Raw genomic sequence first — 20,227 nt, forward strand, 5'->3', positions numbered from 1 at the left:
TCCCAGTAAAAGAAAAATCCCCCAGTTTAATAAACCTTGAAAAAGGTTTACTACCAGCTGGGGGTTTCTAAAGTCTCTGCCCGTGTTATTTTTGCTTTTCTCTAAACTTTGCCATATTATCTGCTATATTTTTTAGAGTATATTGATAAGGATTAATTTCGAATACAACCGGCCCTGTAAACTGATACTTTGTCAAAATATCAATCAGTTTTTCTGTATAATGGTTCCCTTCCCCCGGCAGCAAATGCAAATCCGCTTTTCCGTCATTTTCTGATACATGTATCTCTCCCAACAATTCACCAAGCTGTTTTACAGTCTCTTCCAGTTCATTTCCCATGATCGCCAGGTGTCCCGTGTCCAGGCATGCCTTCAAATTACAGGCTTGAAGCAGGCCGGTCCATTCTTCTAAGCTAGAAGCAACATGGTGGCAGTAATTTAACCGGTCAGGGATTAGATTTTCAAGCAACAACACGATCCCCCGCTTTTGTGCCGCTTCATTTAATTTCATGAGCCGGCTTTGAACACGACACAGCGTTTCATCACGTTCTTCAGAGGACCAGGCATAGCCACCGTGCAAAACGGCATGGCTGCCTCCGTATCCCGCTAAAATATCCATCCATTCATTTAATACATGAAACGCCCTTTCATAGATAATCGTGTCCGGCGTGGCAATGTTCAAATCATGGAATGGAAGATGAATGCTCGTTCTTAAGCCAGTTTGCCGGGCATATTCAAAGGTTTCTTTTGCCCGTAAATGCTCTGCCCAAATTTCAACGCCGTCAAAGCCGGCCTTTTGAAGTATTTTAAAATCATCCAGCGTGCTCTCCTGCCCGATTGACCATATACTAAGCCAAGTTTCCATTTTTACCTCCTGCTTCAGCATTTTTTTCATCAAATTCCTGATTAATAAGTTCGAGGTTTTTCCCTTTTGTTTCCGGTGCTAAAATAGCCGAGATAAGAAGTCCCAGCAATCCGGCGGCGGCAAAAAACCAGAGGGCTTTGCTGTTACCCCATGCCACAACAAGGTTTGGGAATACCAAAATGCCCATGATTGAACCAATCCGGCTGACGGCAGTTGCCAATCCGGAAGCGCTTGCACGAATGCCGGTTGGAAATAACTCAGTTGGATATACAAAATTAAGAATGCCGCCACCCATGTTGGCAAATAGTACGGCAAAACTGAATAAGATGACAAGAAAAGCCATTGTCGGAGAAGGGTTCAGTGCTAAAATGATTAATGCAATGGATAAGCCGGTAAAAGAAGTAATGATCAACGGCCTTCTGCCAATTCTTTCAACCAAATTCATCCCGATAATTGCTCCGATTAAGCCCAACAAACTAACCGTTCCGGAACCAATATATACCATCATTTGCGATCCGTGAGTAAATGGTTTTAGAATGGTCGGTGTATACATGGAAATTCCGTAATAGGCAACGGCATAGCAAAACCAGAATCCGCAAACAAAGAAAGTGCGACGGAAAAGTCCTTTCGTGAAAAGGCTGCTAATCTTTTGTTTTGGCTTCATATTTGGCTGAATTTTGACTTTCTGTCCGGTAATTTTCAGCATAATTTCTTCTGCTTCTTTTTCACGCCCCCTTGCAGTAAGCCATCGTGGTGATTCCGGAAGCGTTACACGGAAAAAGAAGACAATGAGAGCAAAAATGGCGCCAGTAAGTAACATGTAACGCCACGCATTTTCGCCGAGTGGGACAAGCAGTATGCCAACCAGATAGGCAACAACCGCTCCGACAAACCACATGGCGCCGAGTGATGTACTGTGCCTTCCCCGGCTTTGCGTCGCACTGAATTCGGATACAAGCGTAGCGGAAATCGGATAGTCTGCCCCGATCCCTATACCAAGTAAAAATCTGAAGAGGGCCAGTTGCCAAGGTGCCTGGGCAAACGCCGTAAGTGTCGCAAAAACGACAAATGCCAACAAATCAACCACGTACATGGCTTTCCGTCCATACTTATCTGTTAAATTCCCCAGCCAGATTGCTCCGATAAAAGAGCCAATGACAGCTGAGGAAGTAATCAGTCCCTGCATGCCCGGCCCGAATTCCCAGTGATCAAGGATCAGCGGCATGGCAACAGCAATTACCGTTAAATCAAAGCCATCCAAAAAAGTACCGCCGGCAGACAAAAGTGTGACTTTCCTTTGGAAGCGCTTTAACTATGGCGAGTCTAAATGCTCAAAACTCATTTTTCTCTCCCTTTCTTTTCCGTATAATCCTGCCGAAAAATAAAAGCCATAGCCAAAAAAAAACATTTGTCATGTTTTTGGCTATGGCTTCTCATCGTCTCCAGCCATAGAGATTATACGTTTTTTGTTGTTAAATTATTTATACAAGATTTAGGCTAGGCTGTCAATACAAAAAACAAAATTTTTTATCAGTTCAGATTTTACTCCTCCTTCTTTTCCTTTCTATCCATTGTCCCGTCCGTCAGTGTTTTGTCAGCCAGCTTCTTCGTTTTCTTCTTTTCATTTTCTTCTTCGTTCTTCAACTGTTTATCGGACATGGTTTCACTCCCTTTTTGTCGTTAGTATACCCCGAGGATTGGAAGCTGAAACATCCGCCGGTTTTGTTTAAACGGTTGGGCAAAGGGTATGCAGACAAAAAAAGCGAATGGAGTTGGAAGGATGGAGAATGACAGAAAACAGGGCAATCATTTAAGCCGGTCGCTGAAAAACCGGCATATTCAGTTTTTGGCATTAGGGGGCGTCATCGGCGTCGGTCTGTTTTACGGCGCTTCGCAGGCAGTGAAGATGGCGGGACGGGCGTTTTGGCGGCGTATATTGCGGCCGGCCTGGTTGTCGCCATTGTCATGCGGGCGCTCGGGGAAATGACGGTTGAAAAACCGGTGGCCGGATCATTCAGCAAGTATGCGCATGATTTGTTCGGCGAGCGGATGGGCTTTGTTTCAGGCGGCATGTGGTGGTTTTTATGGGTGGCGACTGTGATGTCGGAGCTTGCCGCGATCGGAAAGCTGGTCCAGTTCTGGTTTCCGCATTTTCCGGCCTGGATTCCAGGATTTTTGGCACTCATTTTATTCACAGTTTCTAATTTAGGGCTTGCTGAATAAACAAAAATTCCAGATTTGACAAGGATTTTGGCCACTTTTGTCGAATATAAAGTGTAAGGATTTTATAGGAAACGTGTAAAAAACCTTGCACTTGGAGGCCGTTACGATGTACAAAAAGACTGAACATCAATTAACTTTTGTAGAAGATTTTTTTCTACCATTCGGTGGAAAATTAAATAAAGAAAATCGCTGGGTCCGTCTTGCTGAATTAATCCCTTGGTGGAAGGCTGAAGAAAAGTATGCCAAGTCCTTCAAGAAAAAATTCAAAGGTGAAAAGGCTTATTCTGTCAGAGTTGCTCTTGGGGCTCTCTATATCAAAGAACGGCTTGGGCTATCTGACCGGGAAACAGTCGAACAGATCACGGAAAACCCGTATCTTCAGTATTTTATTGGGTTGCCTGAATTCCAGGAAAAAGCCCCATTCGATCATTCTCTGATGACTCGTTTTAGAAAACGTTTGGGTGCAAACATCATCAATGAACTGAATGAATGGATTGTTCTGGAAGAACAAGAACGCCAATCGGAAGAAGCATCTAAGGAAAATGACAACGATGATGATCACCATGATGATGACGATCATAGTAGTGGTGATCATCAACCTTCCGGTCCTGCTTCGGAAGAGAATTCAACTGGATCGGCTTCTCCTAAAACGAAGAACAAAGGAAAGCTCATTCTGGACGCAACCTGTGCACCGGCTGATATTGCTTACCCTACTGACCTGGGGCTTTTGAACGAAGCCCGTGAGAAACTGGAGCATATCATTGATGTACTGCATGAACCGCACAAAGGAAAATTACGAAAGCCAAGGACCTACAGAAAAAGAGCCCGCAGGGACTATCTTTCTGTCGCTAAGCAACGCAAAGCTGGAGCCCGGAAAATCCGGAAAGCTGTCGGCAAACAACTTGGATATGTGAAACGGAATCTGGAGATCATTGGAAATCTCATTTCCCAAAGCTCCCTGTCTCTTTTGAGCAAAGATGAATACCGACAACTCCTCGTGATTCATGAACTTTACCGCCAACAGGCAGAAATGTACAAAAAGAAAACACATCGGATTGACCACCGGATTGTGAGCATTTCCCAGCCGCATGTCCGTCCAATTGTGCGTGGCAAGGCAAAAGCGAACGTGGAATTCGGCTCAAAAGTCGCCATTAGCGTTGTAGATGGCTATGCCTTGATTGAGCAACTCGACTGGGAAAATTACAATGAAGGGATCACCCTTAGAGAATCTATTGAGAACTACTACAACCGGTTCGGATTTTATCCAGAAGCGATTTTAGCAGATAAAATCTACCGAAACCGTCACAACCTGGCATACTGCAAATCTCTTGGCATTCGTCTGAGTGGGCCAAGGTTGGGACGCCCATCCAAAACGGAAGACAAAACCTTAGAACGCGTGGCAAGGCAGGATGCCTCTGAACGTAATGCCGTTGAAAGCAAATTTGGCGAAGGCAAGCGCAAGTATGGGCTAGGCCTTATTCGAGCACGCCTTCAGGAGACCAGTGAAACAGTAGTAGCCCTTCAATTCCTTATAATGAATCTGGAGCGGAAGCTCAGGGTTCTTTTTTTGAAATTTTTGTACAACACTATTTTATATTTTAATAACCGTAATTTGGCTTGTATCTGACAGAATCTGATTCGTTCAGCAAGCCCTAATTTACTGGCTGTAAAAATTTTTGGCGAGATTGAGTTTGTGTTTGCGATTTTAAAAGTCTTTGCGATTCTCGCCTTTATGGTTTTCGGCGCGCTGATGATTTTTACCGGTTTATTTAATGGTGGAAAAATCGTTGGCTTTTCGAATCTTTGGGCGCACGGCGGGTTTTTCCCGGCCGGGTGGTTCGGCGTTTTCCAGGCGGTTGCGATTGTGATTCAGGGATACGCCGGCATTGAAACGCTCGCCGTGGAAGCAGGCGAATCGGACAACCCGCGCCAGTCGATGCCGAAAGCATTCAGAAGTGTTACATACCGGATTTCCTTTTTCTATATCGGATCCATTTTGATCATGTTGTGCGCGTATCCGTGGACGCAACTTGCGGGGCATGACGGCAGCCCGTATGTTCTTCTTTTCTCGCAAGTCGGCATTCCGGTTGCGGCGGCGCTGATGAACCTGATCATTATTTTCTCCGGGCTCTCATCGTGCAATACCGGCGTTTACGGCGGCAGCCGGCAACTTTACAGTATGGCGAATGAAGGATTGCTCCCGCGTTCCCTCAACAGACTCAACAAACAGCGGATTCCGTACGCCGGCGTGTTTGCAACTGCTGTGGCCATGTCGGTTGGAACCATCATGACGTATCTTGCGCCGGATACTGTCTATGTTTGGATCACAAGCGCTTCCGCCTTTTCGGCTATTTTTATCTGGGCACTGATCCTCGTGCTGGAACTTGTGAACCGGGCCGCATCCAAAGACAAAGGCGCAAGTTTTCATTACAAAATGCCGTTCTGGCCGGTTTTGCCGATTGCCGGGCTGGTCATGCTTCTTTTAGCTTTTATCGCGATTGCCATTTCACCGTTAACCCGCATATCCGTTTTCGCCGGTGTTCTCTGGCTCGTCTTTCTGCTTGTATACTACCAAATCGTAGTCGCCCCGAAAGTGCGCGCGGAGAACACGCCACTCAGGGAAACGCCTGTAAAAGATTACTAAGCTCTGAAGTGAACTGCTCCGGATCGAACCGGAGCAGTTTTTCGTGTTTCGATATTTGGTCCTGGAAGATTGCGGCTGCTCTGCGTTTTTCCTGCCGCGAAATGCCCGGGTTCTTCGCAATGTTTGCGCGTTTTCCCTCTGCAAATTTTCGCTCTGGATGTGCTGCCATAGAATGCCAAAAAATCTTTTTCAGGATGTTCCTGCTTTGGGAAAAAACAGATTTTTCCTGTCACCTGGTGAAATGCCGGAGAAAAATGAACACAACAGATTCCGTTTTAAAAATGTTCACTTTTTGACATGCCGCCATTTTGCAGGAATTCCGAAAAAAATGTCGAAATGCTACAGGAAGAGCATTGCCTATATTGGGAGGGATTGCAATGAATCAGGAAGAATATGAAACAGTTTTATCCGTACACCGTGTGCCTGTCTCATCCTTACGTTCGGAATGCAACCCGGACGAGTTTCCGTTTGAAACGACAGATGAGTTGGAAACGCTGCCGAATGAAATGATCGGGCAACAGCGGGCGGAACAGGCGATGGATTTCGGTTTGTCTGTCGAGCAGTCCGGTTACAATTTATTCGTCGTCGGGCCGTCCGGGACGGGGAGAATGACGTATACGCAACACAGTGTCGAAAAGCTCGCATCCGAACAGCCTGTGCCGGATGACTGGTGTTATGTCAACAATTTTGAAAATCCGGACCGGCCGCTTGTCATCAATTTGCCGGCTGGAAGCGGTCTCCGTTTTCAACGCAAGATGGAAACCCTTTTGATTGATATTGAACGGGAACTCCGCGCCACTTTTTCAAATGAAGAAACGGAAAAGAAGAAGCGGAATATCATTGACGCGTCGCAAAGCCAGGTTGAGGCACTTTGGAAAGAAACGGAAACGTTCGCGTCCGGGCTGAATTTTAAATTGGAACGGACCCCGGCCGGCATTCAAACCCTTCCGCTTTTTTTCGGCCGGCCGATGGAAAAAGAAGAATACGAACGGCTTTCCGATGCTAACAAAGAAAAATTGAAAGAACGGGAAAAACAGCTTGAGGAAAAAATCAATGAAACGGTGTACCAGATCCGGAAAATTGAAGAACAGCTCCGGAAAAATCTCGATCGTTTTCATAAAGAGACGGCTGCTTTTACAATTGAAGGCCTGTTCCAGCCGCTAAAAGAAGCTTACCGTGATTTTCCAAAAGTTCTCCGCTATCTTGAAGAATACAACCATGATGTTGTCGAGCATTTTTCGCTGTTTTTAACCGACCAGGAAGAAGGAAATGCCGTCGTTCAGGCGTTAACCGGCAGCAAAGAACAGCAGCTCCAACGCTATGCCGTCAATCTCCTTGTCAGCCATAAAAACGGACAGGGTGCGCCTGTCATCTATGAAACGAACCCGACGTACCAAAACTTATTCGGAAAAATCGAGTACCGCGGCGCGTTCGGCAGCTGGACAACCAATTTTACGCTCGTCAAACCGGGCGCAATCCATCTGGCAAACGGGGGCTATTTGATTTTGCAGGCTGCTGAACTGCTTTCACAGCCGTATGCATGGACCCTTTTAAAACGCGCGCTACAAACGGGGAAAATCCAGATTGAAGACCCGTTTGCCGAAAGGGGCGCTTTCCCGACGAGCGGCCTTAAGCCTGAGCCCGTCCCGCTCAATATCAAAGTGATCATCATCGGGTCTTACTATTTATACGATTTGTTATCAAGGGTGGATGAAGATTTCCATAAGCTGTTTAAAGTGAAAGTCGAGTTTGACACGGTGATGAAGCGGGATGCGGAAAACCGCAGGAAAATGGCTTATTTTATCAAAAGCTATGCGGATCGGAAAAATCTTCTCCCGTTCCACCGGCGTGCTGTTGCGAAAATCATTGACCACAGTGCGCGCCTTGCCGAGGAACAGGAAAAGCTGACAGCGCGTTTCCAGGACCTGACAAAAATCCTCGTCGAATCGGGTTACTGGGCGAAAAAAGAAGGGAGCCCCTTTGTAGACAGCCATCATATCCGCAAAGCGTTGGAAGAGCAGGCAAACCGGACGAACCATATTTCCGAGCAATACCGTGAAATGATCCATAACGGGACGATTATGGTGGATACGGACGGTGAACGGGTGGGCCAAATTAACGGCCTGGCTGTGATGGGGACAAGGGATGCAACATTCGGCATTCCGACAAAAATTACGGCGCAAACGTTTGTCGGGAAAAGCGGCATTATGAACATTGAACGGGAAACCTCTTTAAGCGGACAGATTCATAACAAAGGGCTGCTCATTTTAACCGGATTTTTATCCGGCATGTTTGCAAAAAACAAGCCGATCCCGCTTTCGGCAAGCATCACATTTGAACAGACGTATTCGCTTATTGATGGGGACAGCGCTTCCAGTACCGAATTGTATGTGCTTCTTTCATCGCTTGCCGGAGTACCGATCAAACAGGGCATTGCCGTTACCGGTTCAGTGAACCAGTGGGGCGAGATTCAACCGATCGGCGGTGTAAATGAAAAAATAGAAGGCTTTTTCGCCATTTGCAAAGATCGCGGGCTGACAGGGCGCCAGGGCGTCATTATTCCGCAGCAAAATATTTGCAATTTGATGCTGCATGATGAAGTCGTGGATGCCGTAAAAACCGGCCAATTCCACATATGGGCTGTTCGCCATATTTCGGAAGGGATTGAAATTTTAACCGGCGAAAGCGCGGGAGCAGAACGCACTTCAGGAGACCGCTTCCCGGACGGCACCATTTTTGCAAAAGTGGAAGCCCGTTTTCAAAAAATGTATGAATCTGTAAAAGAAACGAAACAATAATGTAATCTGGCGGGCAAAGAGAGCCCGCCTTTATTATAATTTTTCGGCAAGAACTAGTCTGAAAGTATCATTTCCGTTTTACGCTCTATAATGCTTCCTTCCTTTGCGGTTATAATAATAAAACAGGCAAATGTGAAAAATTTTCATCATCCCGTTTTTAATCGTTTCAAATCCGTATTGCATAAAGGGGGAAGGGGGGGGCGCTGCTGTGGCAATGCAAAAAAAGATACAGAGCGTGCAGCCCGGCATCTGCATAGTCGTGTAGAAAGGATTTGAGTTTGAAATTGAGCAAAACATCAAGTGAAGATTTAAAAAAAATTCCGTTGAGTGAGAATCAAATCAGAGGAATTCTCCACTCTTTCATGCATTCGTTTGAATCGATTGAAGTGCAGACAAGCAAAGACAGGCACCGGGAATTGACAATCGAGCAAGCAATCGATTTGCTTGTCCGCAATATGAGCAGGGAAAGTATACTCGATTTTATCCAACAGCTTAACATCATCCGCGAGCGCCGTTCGAGCGTGCTGGCTTATGTGAAATACATTTTAACCGCATTAGTCGCACGCCTCGAACAAAGCGGAAAAAGGGATATCAATCGTTATCATTGAATTGAGATGGATGCCTTTTCCCCGTCTCTGGTAACTGCTGTAACGTAACCGTTATCGTGGCAGGGAAGATCCATTTTTTGAATGTGCAAAGGAAGCTTTGAATGGAAAACATTTTTCCATTTCGGTTTATAATAAGGGAACGGTGTATAGGTTTTAAAACGAAGGAACCATTGCTGGATGGAAAGATGCGTTTGGTTCCGGATTCCGCAATCGCAGCAGCGTAGCCGTTATCGGTGGTGGGGGTTTTTTTAAAAGCGTGCGGGATATCCATTGTTGCCATTTCATGGGAAAGATTTTCATTCCGGTTTCCGTTCGTATTGCACGTAACCGTTATCGTGGCAAGGTATGTTTAAAAATACGAAGGAACCATTGCTGAATGGAAAGATGTTTTTGTCTCCGGCTTCAGAATGGGTGGGAAGAAAGGGGCCTTCGAAGCGTTCGGGATGTCAAACGTTCATTGCATAGAAAGAGTGTTCATTCCGGTTTTCGCTTATGCTCGGCGAAACCGCTGTCGAAAAATGCATGTTTAAGCGCATGAAAGATCCTTTACTGCACGGAAAGATGCTTTTTGGCTGGATACTATAGGATATGGAGTTAAAGTGCCCTTTGCCGGGTATCATGACTGTACGGAAAGTAGCGCCCCAGATAGAAAGGAGGCATTCAGGTGAGAAAAACCCCGTTGCTTATGCCTTTACCGGCGGATTTTTTTAAAAAAGATACGTTGGAGCTGGCACGTGCCCTTCTCGGTTGCCTGCTCGTCAAAGAGACGGAAGAAGGAACGGCGGCCGGTTTTATTGTCGAAACGGAAGCATACATGGGTGCATCGGACAGGGCCGCGCACAGTTATGGAAACCGGCGGACGAAAAGAACGGAAATCATGTACCATGGCCCGGGCCACGTGTATACATACCAAATGCATACCCATTGCCTCGTGAATGTCGTCAGCGGCCGGGAAGGTACTCCGGAAGCCATCCTGATCCGCGCCTTGGAACCTTTTATGGGAACGGAGCTGATGTTTGCCCGTCGGAAAGTCAAGGAAGCAAAGCAGCTTACAAACGGTCCGGGGAAATTGGCGAAAGCGCTCGGCATTACAATGGAAGACTACGGGCGCGTATTTTACGAACGCCCGCTCTTTATTGCGGAAGGATACGAACCGGAACAAATCGAAACCGGCCCGCGCATCGGGATCGACAACACCGATGAAGCCAAACATTACCCGTACCGGTTCTGGATAAAAGAAAACCGTTATGTATCGAGGAGGGCGTAAACGGTAGGGTGGTGCGTGAAGAAAGTGCCGAAGAGAAAAAACACCGGCATGTAGCCGGTGCCGAACGATTTTATGAAAGCGGATTTTTCTCATCCCCTGGGTCCTACGATCATCGCTTATTCAAACGAGCAAATGATCCGTTTTTCTATTTTTTAATGGAGGCCGGCAAAATTGGGATAAGCCGGCCTCTTTCGCCAGTCTACCAGAAAAACCCGTAGCCGTACGGGAAGCCGTATCCGCCGTAAAAAGCCGGTCCGAGCAATGCCGATGTTGCTAGGCCGCCTGCAAACCCTCCAAGGAACGGGCCGAAACCGAATCCCCACGGTCTGAATCCCCATGGCCGGAATCCCCATGGCCGGAAACCCCACGGCCGCAATCTTACATCTTCCTGGTGAAATGTTTCATAATAAGGAACTCCCTGATAATCTGTATTCAAAGTTTTTTCCTCCTCAACCCCATTATTTTTTGTACGATAAAGCATATGTGAAAAAACCGGTGTCTGTATGGGTATCTGCCTTTTATCCCAAAAATTTGCGCTGCATCCCCCGTGCGGCTCAAGTAAGGCATTCGCCAACGTGAAATTTTAAAGCGGCGGATGTTAAAAACGGCTGGAAATATCCGATACAAATAGTAGACAAAAAAGCGGTTTTGTTCCGCCATGAAACAAGGGGCGGGACACGCCGGAAAATAAGGAGATACTTGCTATGATTGGAGCGACGCAGTGGCAGGCTGCGCATCCGCCTCTTGCAAACAGCACACCGCAGGCACAAAAGGCAACCGAGGCGGATCAGGCCAGGCCAATTGTGACAAAAGAAAACAGGGAACAAAGCCTTCCCGCCAATGAAGAAACGAAAGAAAAAGTGAAAAAAGCGGTGGACCAGCTGAACCATTTCTTGTCCGGATCATCCACCCATTTAAAATTTCAATTTCATGACCAGCTGAAAGAATATTATGTTACGATTGTCGACGACAAGACGGACCAGGTGATTAAAGAAATTCCGCCGAAAAGGATTTTGGATACGTATGCCGATATGCTGCACCATGTCGGGATTCTGGCCGATGAAAAGGTATAAGGAGGGAATTGAATGACATCCATACAAAGAATCACAGGGCTTGCGAGCGGCATGGACATCGATTCCATTGTCGAAAAAATGATGACCGCGGCAAAACAGCCTTTGGTCAAACTGCAGCAGCAAAAGCAAATTTTGGAGTGGCAGGAAGAAGACTACCGGACGCTGAACCAAAAATATTTTGACTTCCGCTCCACGCTGTCCAACATGAAATTGACAACCAAGTACAGGGTGCGTACGACAACCTCGTCAAACGAAAATAATGTGACGGCCACTGCGGCAAATAATGCTGCACTCGGATCTGCAACCATCCAAAGCGTTACGCAACTGGCAACGGCTGCGACAAAAATCAGCGGATCAGGATCTGAAACGGCAACAACGATTTCCAAATCCGGTGCCAAAATCAAAGCGGACGCAAGCCTTTACAGCCAGACCGGGAACTTTTTAAACGGCATTACTTGGAACAACGGGGTCGTGGTCTCCCAGTCTTTTTCAGGAGACGGGGATGCGACGGCATCGGTCAAACTGTCCAATCCGCCTGTTTCAACCACGACGGACGGTATTACCTATTATGCTATGAATGTGAAGGTCAATGGCAAAACCTATCAGGTTGTAAATGATAAAAGCAATATTCCTGACAATGAAAAAGGCAATTATGCCGTTTATAACGCGGAAAGCGGCGTGTTGACATTTGACAGCGCGGTATCTTCGGGATCCAGCATCAATGTGGAGTATGTCGCGGGGGCGGTGACAGAAACAAAAACATTGGCCCAGGGTACGGCAACGATGCAGCTGGGGCATGGCTTGATCGCAACGGATGCGGGCGGAGATCAGGCGTTCAGCTTAAAAATCAACAATACAAACTATGTGCTCGAAAACGACAAACTGTACGCAGAATCCGATACAGGAAAAAGCAGTCCGATCGGTACGCTGGATGCTTCAACCGGCCTGATCACGTTTACGGATTCATCTGTATTAAGCGGAGAAAGCAACACAGTTTCCGTCACTTATTCATCAAAATATGCCACCATGTCGCTCGGAAGTTATAATGAAGACGGAAGTATAAATAAAGCGACTTTTTATATTGATGGCACGGATTCTTTAAATACTGTCATGGCAGATGTAAACAACCATTCGACACTTGGGATCGGCATGTACTATGACGCAAATGCGGACAGGGTTTCGCTCACGAGAAAATCGACTGGAGACCTTAACAAAGACGGTGATGAAATCATCATTGGCGGGTCTGGCAATGATTTTTTAAATCAAACATTGCAGTTTAATGGCAGCAAAGAATCCGGCGGTGAGAATGCAAAATTTACGATGAACGGCCTGGAAACAGAACGTACGTCCAACACGTTCGCCATCAACGGCGTAACGTACACCCTTAAAAGCAAATTTGATACACCCGTCACGGTTACGGTCTCTAACGATACGGACACCATTTTCAAAAACATCAAAGATTTTGTGGACCAGTATAACAGCCTGATTGATGCCGTGCAGTCGAAGCTGAATGAAGACCGCTACCCGGATTATGCGCCGCTTACGGACGACCAACGCAAGGAATTGACGGACACGCAGCAGGACCAATGGGATAAAAAAGCGAGAAGCGGCCTTTTAAGGAATGATATGACGCTGAAAAGTTCCCTGTCGAACATGCGGTCATTGATTTATTCAAAAGTAAATAACGCCAATATTTCATCCGAATACAGCCAATTATCAAGCATCGGCATCACGACAACTTCCGACTGGCTGGAAGGCGGCAAGCTGGAAATTGATGAAGACAAGCTGAAGGCTGCGATCCAAAACGATCCGGATTCGGTTGAACTCCTGTTTCGCGCGTCCGGTAGCACAACATCGGAAAAAGGCATTGTCCAAAGGCTGTACGACAGCGTCAATCAAACGTATAACACGATCGTTGACAAAGCCGGAAAGTCCACTTATGTGAACACCCAGTTCACGATTGGGAAAAACATCAACGATTTGACGGATAAAATTAGTGACATGAATGACAAACTGGACAAGCTTGAAGACCGTTATTATGCGCAGTTTACAGCGATGGAGCAAGCGATCCAAAAATACAACAGCCAATATACTTATTTATCCAGCTTTTTCAGTCAGCAATAGTTAAAGGAGGGGCCGCAAATGGCAACACGTAATCCATACCAGGCGTATCAGAACAACTCGATTGCAACCGCATCGCCAGGCGAGCTGACATTGATGCTGTACAATGGCTGCCTGAAGTTTATCCATTTGGCGAAAAAAGCCATTGAAAACAAAAATTTTGAAGAAAAAAATAAAAACATCCAAAAAGCGCAAAACATCATCCGTGAATTGATGATGACGCTCGATACGGGCAAATTTGAAGATGCAGAAAAGATGCTTTCCCTTTACGATTTTATCCTGCGCGAACTGATCCAGGCCAATGTGAAAAATGATATGTCAAAACTCGATACAGCGGAAGAGTTGGTAACGGGTTTCCGCGACACCTGGAAGCAGGTCATCCAGGCGAACCGCCGGCAAACATACGGGCAAGGCGGCAAAGTATGATGGGCGATCTAGCCGCCTGCCTGGAGCTAACGGAAGCGCTGCTTTCGGAATTTCATAAAGAGCAGCCGAGGGATACCTTGATCCAAAACGTCCACCGGCTCCTTGACCGACGCGGCGCGCTGCTTGCTGCCATGAAACCGCCTTTTTCCGCTGAAGCGCAATTGCTTGGAAGAAAAATCATGGATCTTGACAAACAATTGAAGCCCCTGATGCAGGAAACGCTGTCCGGCATCCGGAGCGACATCCAACAAGCTGCGAAAAAGAAAACGTCCATGAAGCAGTATATTAATCCGTACCAGTCCCTGCAGTTAAATGATGGAAGGTTTTATGACCGGAAAAGATAGGAGTTCTGATCAATGCAGAACTTCTTTTTTTTTCAGGGAAAGCCGTGTAAACTGCTTTTTACAGCACCATCGGAGGGGGATGACAAATATTTCTAAGAAAAATTCGCCAAAAAAGAAGGAATTTAGACAGGCAATGTGTAAATATATAAGTGTAAGATTATTAGAGAAGGCAGCGCTTTCACTGTTCAAAGTGAAAGTACGAGCATACCGCGGTATGCAAGGGGCTGCCAGTTATGAGGAGGGGTCCACATGATGAACTACAACATTCGTGGCGAAAACATTGAGGTAACTCCGGCGATTCGGGATTATATTGAGAAAAAAGTGAACAAGTTGGATCGGTATTTCGTAGAAACGCCAGACACTTCCGTCAATGTAAAACTTAAAGTCAATCCGGATAAAACTTCCAAAGTGGAAATTACGATTCCGATGCCGCAGGTTGTATTGCGTGCGGAAGAAACCAATGAGGATATGTATGCGGCAATTGACCTGATTGCTGACAAATTGGAGCGGCAAATCCGCAAACATAAAACAAAAGTAAACCGGAAACTGCGCGAAAAAGGAAGCACGAGGGAACTGTTCACTACTCAGGACACCGGACTTAAAGAAAAACAAGCCAGGAAAGAAGAAGACTCAGAACTGCAAATTGTGCGGACCAAACATTTTAACTTAAAACCGATGGACAGTGAAGAAGCAGTGCTGCAAATGAACCTTCTGGGCCATAACTTCTTCATTTACACCGATGCGGAAACAAATCATACGAACATCGTATATCGCCGCAAAGACGGCAAATACGGGCTGATTGAAACAAAATAAGGAACGGACGAAACAAGCACCCGCGGTGAATCCGCGGGTGCTTTTGCAGCGTGGGCCCATCCGGTGAATGCAAAACGGGCCCGGTAAAGCCGGGGGCAGTTTTTAAGCAAACAACGCAAGCCGAAAAGGAACGCGGCATCGGCAGAAGGATGAAAATCAGCCGGCGCATAGGTTTAGGGATAAAGAAAATGGCAAGGTAGGCAGGAGAAAAGCCCGGATGACAGACTGAAAACCGGAGCGGACGAGCAGCCGGCAAGGCCTACACTTGCGAACAGGAAAAAAGAGTGCATTTTATACGAGGGGGGAAAATGATGAACCTGGATTACTTGTATCATCCTTATGTATCCACCAGAAATGCCATTTTTGCCAAAAAAGGAATGGTTGCCACTTCACAGCCGTTAGCTGCCCAGGCCGGCCTTGAAGCTTTACAAAAAGGCGGCAATGCGATTGATGCCGCTATTGCCGCAGCCGCCGCCTTAACGGTCGTGGAACCGGCTTCGAACGGCATCGGTTCAGATGCATTCGCCATGGTTTGGACGGGCGGGAAGCTGCATGGTTTAAATGCAAGCGGACCTGCCCCGCAGTCGATTTCCATTGAGGCCGTGAAAAAACAGGGGTATGAAAAAATGCCGGCTTATGGTGTGGTCCCGATTACGGTGCCGGGCGCGCCGGCAGCATGGGCGGCTCTATCGGAAAAATTCGGTCGGCTCCCTCTGACAGACGTTCTGCAACCGGCAATCCGGTATGCGGAAGAAGGGTACCCGCTGTCTCCGGTTTTGGGAAAATACTGGGAAAGGGCATTCCGCCGTTTTCAAACGATTTTTAAAGAAGAAATGTTCCGGCCATGGTTTGACACGTTTGCGCCGGACGGCACGGTGCCTGCAATAGGAGAAGTGTGGAAATCGCCCGGGCATGCCGCGGCATTGAAGGAAATTGCGGAAACGAAAGCAGAAAGTTTTTACAGGGGGCCGCTTGCAGAAAAAATCAGTGCCTTCATCCGGAAATGGGGCGGTTTTTTAAGCAGGGAAGATTTGGAAGCCTATCATCCCGAATGGGTGGAGCCGATTTCCACCAGCTACCGCGGCTATGAGGTGTGGGAAATGCCGCCGAACGGCCAGGGGCTTGTTGCGTTGATGGCGCTCAATATTGCGCGCGGATTTGAATTCCGTGAAAAAGACTGCGTGGATACCTATCATAAACAAATTGAGGCAATGAAACTCGCTTTTACGGACGGTAAAGCGTTCATTACAGATGCCGGGGAAATGAAGGCGGACATTGCACATTTGCTTTCGGAAGGCTATGCTGCAAACCGGCGCAGGTTGATCGGGGATCTGGCGCTGGATCCGGAACCGTATGAACTGCCAAAGAGCGGCACTGTCTATTTGGCGGCGGCGGACGGGGAAGGAAATATGGTTTCTTATATTCAAAGCAATTATATGGGATTCGGCTCCGGTATTGTCGTTCCGGGCACAGGCATTGCCTTGCAAAATCGGGGGCATGATTTTTCTTTGGATGAAACGCATGTGAATGCATTGAAAGCCGGCAAAAAGACGTATCATACGATTATTCCCGGCTTTTTAACAAAAGATGGGGAAGCCATCGGACCGTTTGGCGTAATGGGCGGCTATATGCAGCCGCAGGGCCACTTCCAAGTGATCATGAACACGATTGATTTTCATCTTCATCCGCAGCAGGCGCTGGATGCCCCGAGATGGCAATGGACGGAGGGGAAAAAAGTGCTGGTAGAATCCCATTTTCCGAATCACCTTGTGCAAGGGCTGATTCGAAAAGGGCATGATGTTCAAGTGGCTGCGGATACGGGCGGTTTCGGCCGCGGCCAGATCATCTGGCGGAATCCGGACACGGGCGTACTGATGGGCGGCACGGAATCGCGTGCGGACGGCATGGTTGCGGCCTGGTAAAACGCTTTTCTAATTTTAAATGAGTGCGCGCGCCGCTTCAATTTTATTCAGCACAGTGGCCTGAACATTCCAAACAGGAAAAGCCGGAATCGGTTGTCCGACCATGTAAAAGGAATCTAACCATTTGCATCAAGTCCGGGCACGATGTCTTTTTACAGCAGGCAACAGAGCAGCCATATTTTGTTCATTTTATATAATCTTAAGCACCGGCAGCATCCTCAATCCGGTCTCTTCCGCCCGGGCCTGCTGCCCACCCCGGGTTCTTTTGTTGTATGCGCTCCGTTTCAGTGTTAAAATACAATAAGGTATATTTCAGGAAACAAAATACACGCACCCGGCCGCATCCGGGGCTGTATCATCGGAACTTTCCTCAAAAAGCATGGAAACCCTGGTTTGACACGGCCGGGAAAACCCGGCGAAAAAAGAGACGCAGAAAAGAAACTGTGCTATAATTAAAATTTAAAAGTCATGGCAATTACAACGATAGGGCCGAAAAGTCCTGTTTTGATACTGAAATAAAGGAGCGTTTTGAATGGTGGCTTTTTTGGACAAAGTTTTTGATGCCAACAAACGTGAACTGAAACATCTTGAGAAGATCGCAAACCAGATTGAGGAATTGGCGTCGGATATGGAAAAGCTGTCGGATGAGCAGCTGCGCGACAAGACGGAAGAGTTTAAGCAGCGTTACCAAAACGGCGAGAGCCTTGATGACCTGCTTGTGGAAGCTTTTGCGGTTGTCCGGGAAGGCGCCAGACGTGTGCTCGGGCTTTATCCTTATCATGTCCAGCTGATGGGCGGTATTACGCTCCATGAAGGAAATATTGCCGAAATGAAAACCGGTGAAGGAAAAACGCTGACCGCGACGATGCCGGTTTATTTGAACGCCCTGTCCGGAAAAGGCGTCCATGTCGTCACAGTGAACGAATACTTGGCGAAGCGGGATGCCGAGGAAATGGGCAAGCTGTACCAATTTCTTGGGCTTACTGTCGGCCTGAATTTAACCAATATGTCGAACGAAGAAAAACAGGCCGCATATGCAGCAGATATCACATACGGGACGAACAATGAATTCGGCTTCGATTATTTGCGCGACAATATGGTGCTCTACCAAGAACAAAAAGTGCAGCGGCCGCTTTATTTTGCGGTCATCGATGAAGTCGACTCGATTTTAATCGATGAAGCGCGGACGCCGCTTATTATTTCCGGACAAGCCGAAAAATCGACGGCACTGTATACACAAGCGAACGCATTTGTGCGTACATTGGAAAAAGAAAAAGATTACACTTATGACGTGAAAACGAAGAGCGTGCTGCTGACGGAAGATGGCATCACGAAAGCCGAAAAATATTTTCATATCGACAACCTGTACGATATCCGCAATGTGACAATCAACCACCATATTAACCAGGCGCTGAAAGCCAATGTTGCGATGCACCGGGATGTCGACTATGTTGTGCAGGACGGGGAAATCATCATCGTCGACCAGTTCACCGGCCGCCTGATGAAAGGCCGCCGTTTCAGTGAAGGGCTCCATCAGGCGATTGAAGCAAAAGAGGGCGTGGAGATCCAGAACGAAAGCATGACGATGGCCACGATCACATTCCAGAACTATTTCCGGATGTATGCGAAGCTGGCCGGGATGACCGGTACAGCGAAAACGGAAGAAGAAGAATTCCGCAACATTTATAACATGCGTGTTGTCGTGATCCCGACAAACCGCCCGATCATCCGCGATGACCGGCCGGATTTGATTTACAAAACGATGGAAGGCAAGTTCAGAGCCGTTGTTGAGGATATAAAGCAGCGGCACGACCTTGGCCAGCCGATACTTGTCGGGACGGTTGCGATCGAAACGTCTGAATTGATTTCCCGAATGCTGAAAAAGAAAGGCGTCCCGCATAACGTGTTGAACGCGAAAAACCATGCGCGTGAAGCGGAGATCATCAAACAGGCCGGGCAAAAAGGCGCGGTCACGATCGCGACGAACATGGCCGGGCGCGGTACCGATATCAAGCTTGGCGACGGTGTCGTGGAACTGGGCGGCCTTGCCGTTATCGGAACTGAACGCCATGAATCAAGGCGGATCGACAACCAGTTGCGTGGGCGTTCCGGACGCCAAGGAGATCCCGGGATCACACAGTTTTATCTGTCAATGGAAGATGAACTGATGCGTCGTTTCGGATCGGATAATATGAAGAGCATGATGGAACGGCTCGGCATGGATGATACGCAGCCGATCCAGAGCAAAATGGTGTCGCGCGCCGTTGAATCTGCACAAAAACGGGTGGAAGGCAATAACTTCGATGCCCGGAAACAACTGCTCCAATATGATGATGTCCTCCGGCAACAGCGTGAGATCATCTATAAGCAGCGCGATGAAGTACTGACGGCGGATAATTTGCGTGAAATCGTTGAAAAAATGATCCGCTCGGTCGTAGAACGCGTTGTCAACGCTAATGCACCGCTTCATGAAGATGAGGAAGAATGGAACTTGCAGGGCATTGTCGATTATGTCTTGACCAATCTGCTTCGTGAAGGCGACATCTCGCGGGAAGACTTGCTCGGAAAAGAACCGGACGAAATGGTTGACTTGATCATGGCAAAAGTGAAGATGCGCTATGATGAAAAAGAAGAAGCATTCGGGCCGGAACAGATGCGCGAATTTGAAAAAGTCATTTTGCTGCGCTCTGTTGACTCAAAATGGATCGACCATATTGATGCGATGGACCATCTCCGCGAAGGGATCCACTTGCGCGCGTACGGCCAGATCGACCCGCTGCGCGAATACCAGTCGGAAGGCTTTGCCATGTTTGAAAATATGGTTGCATCCATCGAGGAAGATACGGCAAAATATATTATGAAAGCAGAAATCCAAACCAATCTGGAGCGCCAGGAAGTGGCAAAGGGCCAGGCTGTCGTGCCGGGCGGGGAAGAAACAACTGTGAAGAAAAAACCGATCCGCAAAAAAGTGCGCATCGGCCGGAATGACCCTTGCCCGTGCGGTAGCGGCAAAAAGTATAAAAACTGCCACGGCCGGCTTGAGGCTTAAAATCAGGCAGGCATACGCAAAAAAGGAGGGGCAAAACGCCGCCCTTCTTTTTTGCGGAAAACAGCAGAAAAATTTAA

17 protein-coding genes are annotated in these 20,227 nt (G+C 47.4%); 14 read left to right on the plus strand and 3 right to left on the minus strand.

The features are described 5' to 3' along the window. Positions 1–85 precede the first annotated feature (85 nt). Positions 86–862 carry a sugar phosphate isomerase/epimerase family protein gene (locus tag NSS95_RS03645; protein ID WP_017551644.1) on the minus strand — a complete coding sequence of 259 codons (777 nt, stop codon included), beginning with the start codon at positions 860–862 and terminating at the stop codon, positions 86–88. After that, positions 846–2,087 (minus strand): MFS transporter, encoded by a 1,242-nt coding sequence (locus tag NSS95_RS03650; RefSeq protein ID WP_340714045.1) that lies wholly within the window; start codon positions 2,085–2,087, stop codon positions 846–848. Before NSS95_RS03650 ends, NSS95_RS03645 begins: the two co-directional genes overlap by 17 nt. A gap of 555 nt (positions 2,088–2,642) precedes the next feature. On the opposite strand from NSS95_RS03650, the gene NSS95_RS03655 reads away from it, so the two are divergent. The 7 genes from NSS95_RS03655 (at position 2,643) to NSS95_RS03685 (ending at position 10,402) form a co-directional block, all read left to right on the plus strand. After that, on the plus strand, positions 2,643–2,849 hold the full coding sequence (locus NSS95_RS03655) for a hypothetical protein (protein ID WP_328229570.1): 207 nt from the start codon (positions 2,643–2,645) through the stop codon (positions 2,847–2,849). After that, positions 2,786–3,085: a hypothetical protein gene (locus NSS95_RS03660; protein WP_340713794.1), complete on the plus strand. Its 300-nt coding sequence runs from the start codon at positions 2,786–2,788 to the stop codon at positions 3,083–3,085. Before NSS95_RS03655 ends, NSS95_RS03660 begins: the two co-directional genes overlap by 64 nt. A 106-nt stretch (positions 3,086–3,191) precedes the next feature. After that, on the plus strand, positions 3,192–4,712 hold the full coding sequence (locus NSS95_RS03665) for an IS5-like element ISBco3 family transposase (RefSeq protein ID WP_340713795.1): 1,521 nt from the start codon (positions 3,192–3,194) through the stop codon (positions 4,710–4,712). A gap of 33 nt (positions 4,713–4,745) precedes the next feature. After that, positions 4,746–5,729, plus strand: coding sequence for an amino acid permease (locus NSS95_RS03670; protein ID WP_340714046.1), 984 nt, complete (start codon positions 4,746–4,748; stop codon positions 5,727–5,729). Positions 5,730–6,106: 377 nt separating this feature from the next. Then, complete coding sequence (locus NSS95_RS03675; RefSeq protein ID WP_035182240.1) at positions 6,107–8,527, plus strand: Lon protease family protein; 2,421 nt, start codon at positions 6,107–6,109, stop codon at positions 8,525–8,527. A gap of 284 nt (positions 8,528–8,811) precedes the next feature. Continuing rightward, on the plus strand, positions 8,812–9,135 hold the full coding sequence (locus NSS95_RS03680; RefSeq protein ID WP_225620970.1) for a hypothetical protein: 324 nt from the start codon (positions 8,812–8,814) through the stop codon (positions 9,133–9,135). Between the two features lie 685 nt (positions 9,136–9,820). Then, positions 9,821–10,402, plus strand: coding sequence for a DNA-3-methyladenine glycosylase (locus NSS95_RS03685; RefSeq protein WP_035182234.1), 582 nt, complete (start codon positions 9,821–9,823; stop codon positions 10,400–10,402). A gap of 199 nt (positions 10,403–10,601) precedes the next feature. Here the strand turns inward: NSS95_RS03685 and NSS95_RS03690 are convergent, their stop codons facing one another. Further along, positions 10,602–10,838 (minus strand): hypothetical protein, encoded by a 237-nt coding sequence (locus NSS95_RS03690; protein ID WP_026684154.1) that lies wholly within the window; start codon positions 10,836–10,838, stop codon positions 10,602–10,604. A 268-nt stretch (positions 10,839–11,106) separates the two neighbouring features. On the opposite strand from NSS95_RS03690, the gene flaG reads away from it, so the two are divergent. The 7 genes from flaG (at position 11,107) to secA (ending at position 20,150) form a co-directional block, all read left to right on the plus strand. Further along, the gene (flaG, locus tag NSS95_RS03695) at positions 11,107–11,475 is read left to right on the plus strand and encodes a flagellar protein FlaG (RefSeq protein ID WP_017551657.1); all 369 of its coding nucleotides are present in this window, start codon (positions 11,107–11,109) and stop codon (positions 11,473–11,475) included. Positions 11,476–11,487: 12 nt separating this feature from the next. After that, positions 11,488–13,599, plus strand: coding sequence for a flagellar filament capping protein FliD (gene fliD / locus NSS95_RS03700; protein ID WP_026684155.1), 2,112 nt, complete (start codon positions 11,488–11,490; stop codon positions 13,597–13,599). Between the two features lie 18 nt (positions 13,600–13,617). Further along, entirely contained in the window at positions 13,618–14,022 is a 405-nt protein-coding gene (fliS, locus tag NSS95_RS03705; protein WP_014095877.1) for a flagellar export chaperone FliS, read from the plus strand. Next, entirely contained in the window at positions 14,019–14,366 is a 348-nt protein-coding gene (locus tag NSS95_RS03710) for a flagellar protein FliT (protein WP_026104639.1), read from the plus strand. Before fliS ends, NSS95_RS03710 begins: the two co-directional genes overlap by 4 nt. Before the next feature lie 249 nt (positions 14,367–14,615). Continuing rightward, positions 14,616–15,179 (plus strand): ribosome hibernation-promoting factor, HPF/YfiA family, encoded by a 564-nt coding sequence (gene hpf, locus NSS95_RS03715; protein WP_017551661.1) that lies wholly within the window; start codon positions 14,616–14,618, stop codon positions 15,177–15,179. Positions 15,180–15,490: 311 nt separating this feature from the next. After that, complete coding sequence (locus NSS95_RS03720; protein WP_061564989.1) at positions 15,491–17,101, plus strand: gamma-glutamyltransferase family protein; 1,611 nt, start codon at positions 15,491–15,493, stop codon at positions 17,099–17,101. 532 nt (positions 17,102–17,633) lie between these two features. Further along, positions 17,634–20,150 carry a preprotein translocase subunit SecA gene (gene secA / locus NSS95_RS03725; RefSeq protein ID WP_026684157.1) on the plus strand — a complete coding sequence of 839 codons (2,517 nt, stop codon included), beginning with the start codon at positions 17,634–17,636 and terminating at the stop codon, positions 20,148–20,150. The last annotated feature ends 77 nt before the right edge of the window (positions 20,151–20,227 follow it).

Source organism: Weizmannia sp. FSL K6-3076, from assembly GCF_038007245.1.
Classification (GTDB): Bacteria; Bacillota; Bacilli; order Bacillales; family Bacillaceae_C; genus Weizmannia; species Weizmannia faecalis.

Bases quoted from the DNA above. Each gene is read 5' to 3' on its own strand.
- NSS95_RS03645 (WP_017551644.1), bottom strand. From the start codon at position 862: ATGGAAACTTGGCTTAGTATATGGTCAATCGGGCAGGAGAGCACGCTG.
- NSS95_RS03650 (WP_340714045.1), bottom strand. From the start codon at position 2,087: ATGCCGCTGATCCTTGATCACTGGGAATTCGGGCCGGGCATGCAGGGA.
- NSS95_RS03655 (WP_328229570.1), top strand. From the start codon at position 2,643: ATGGAGAATGACAGAAAACAGGGCAATCATTTAAGCCGGTCGCTGAAA.
- NSS95_RS03665 (WP_340713795.1), top strand. From the start codon at position 3,192: ATGTACAAAAAGACTGAACATCAATTAACTTTTGTAGAAGATTTTTTT.
- NSS95_RS03675 (WP_035182240.1), top strand. From the start codon at position 6,107: ATGAATCAGGAAGAATATGAAACAGTTTTATCCGTACACCGTGTGCCT.
- NSS95_RS03685 (WP_035182234.1), top strand. From the start codon at position 9,821: ATGCCTTTACCGGCGGATTTTTTTAAAAAAGATACGTTGGAGCTGGCA.
- flaG (WP_017551657.1), top strand. From the start codon at position 11,107: ATGATTGGAGCGACGCAGTGGCAGGCTGCGCATCCGCCTCTTGCAAAC.
- fliD (WP_026684155.1), top strand. From the start codon at position 11,488: ATGACATCCATACAAAGAATCACAGGGCTTGCGAGCGGCATGGACATC.
- fliS (WP_014095877.1), top strand. From the start codon at position 13,618: ATGGCAACACGTAATCCATACCAGGCGTATCAGAACAACTCGATTGCA.
- NSS95_RS03710 (WP_026104639.1), top strand. From the start codon at position 14,019: ATGATGGGCGATCTAGCCGCCTGCCTGGAGCTAACGGAAGCGCTGCTT.
- hpf (WP_017551661.1), top strand. From the start codon at position 14,616: ATGATGAACTACAACATTCGTGGCGAAAACATTGAGGTAACTCCGGCG.
- NSS95_RS03720 (WP_061564989.1), top strand. From the start codon at position 15,491: ATGAACCTGGATTACTTGTATCATCCTTATGTATCCACCAGAAATGCC.
- secA (WP_026684157.1), top strand. From the start codon at position 17,634: ATGGTGGCTTTTTTGGACAAAGTTTTTGATGCCAACAAACGTGAACTG.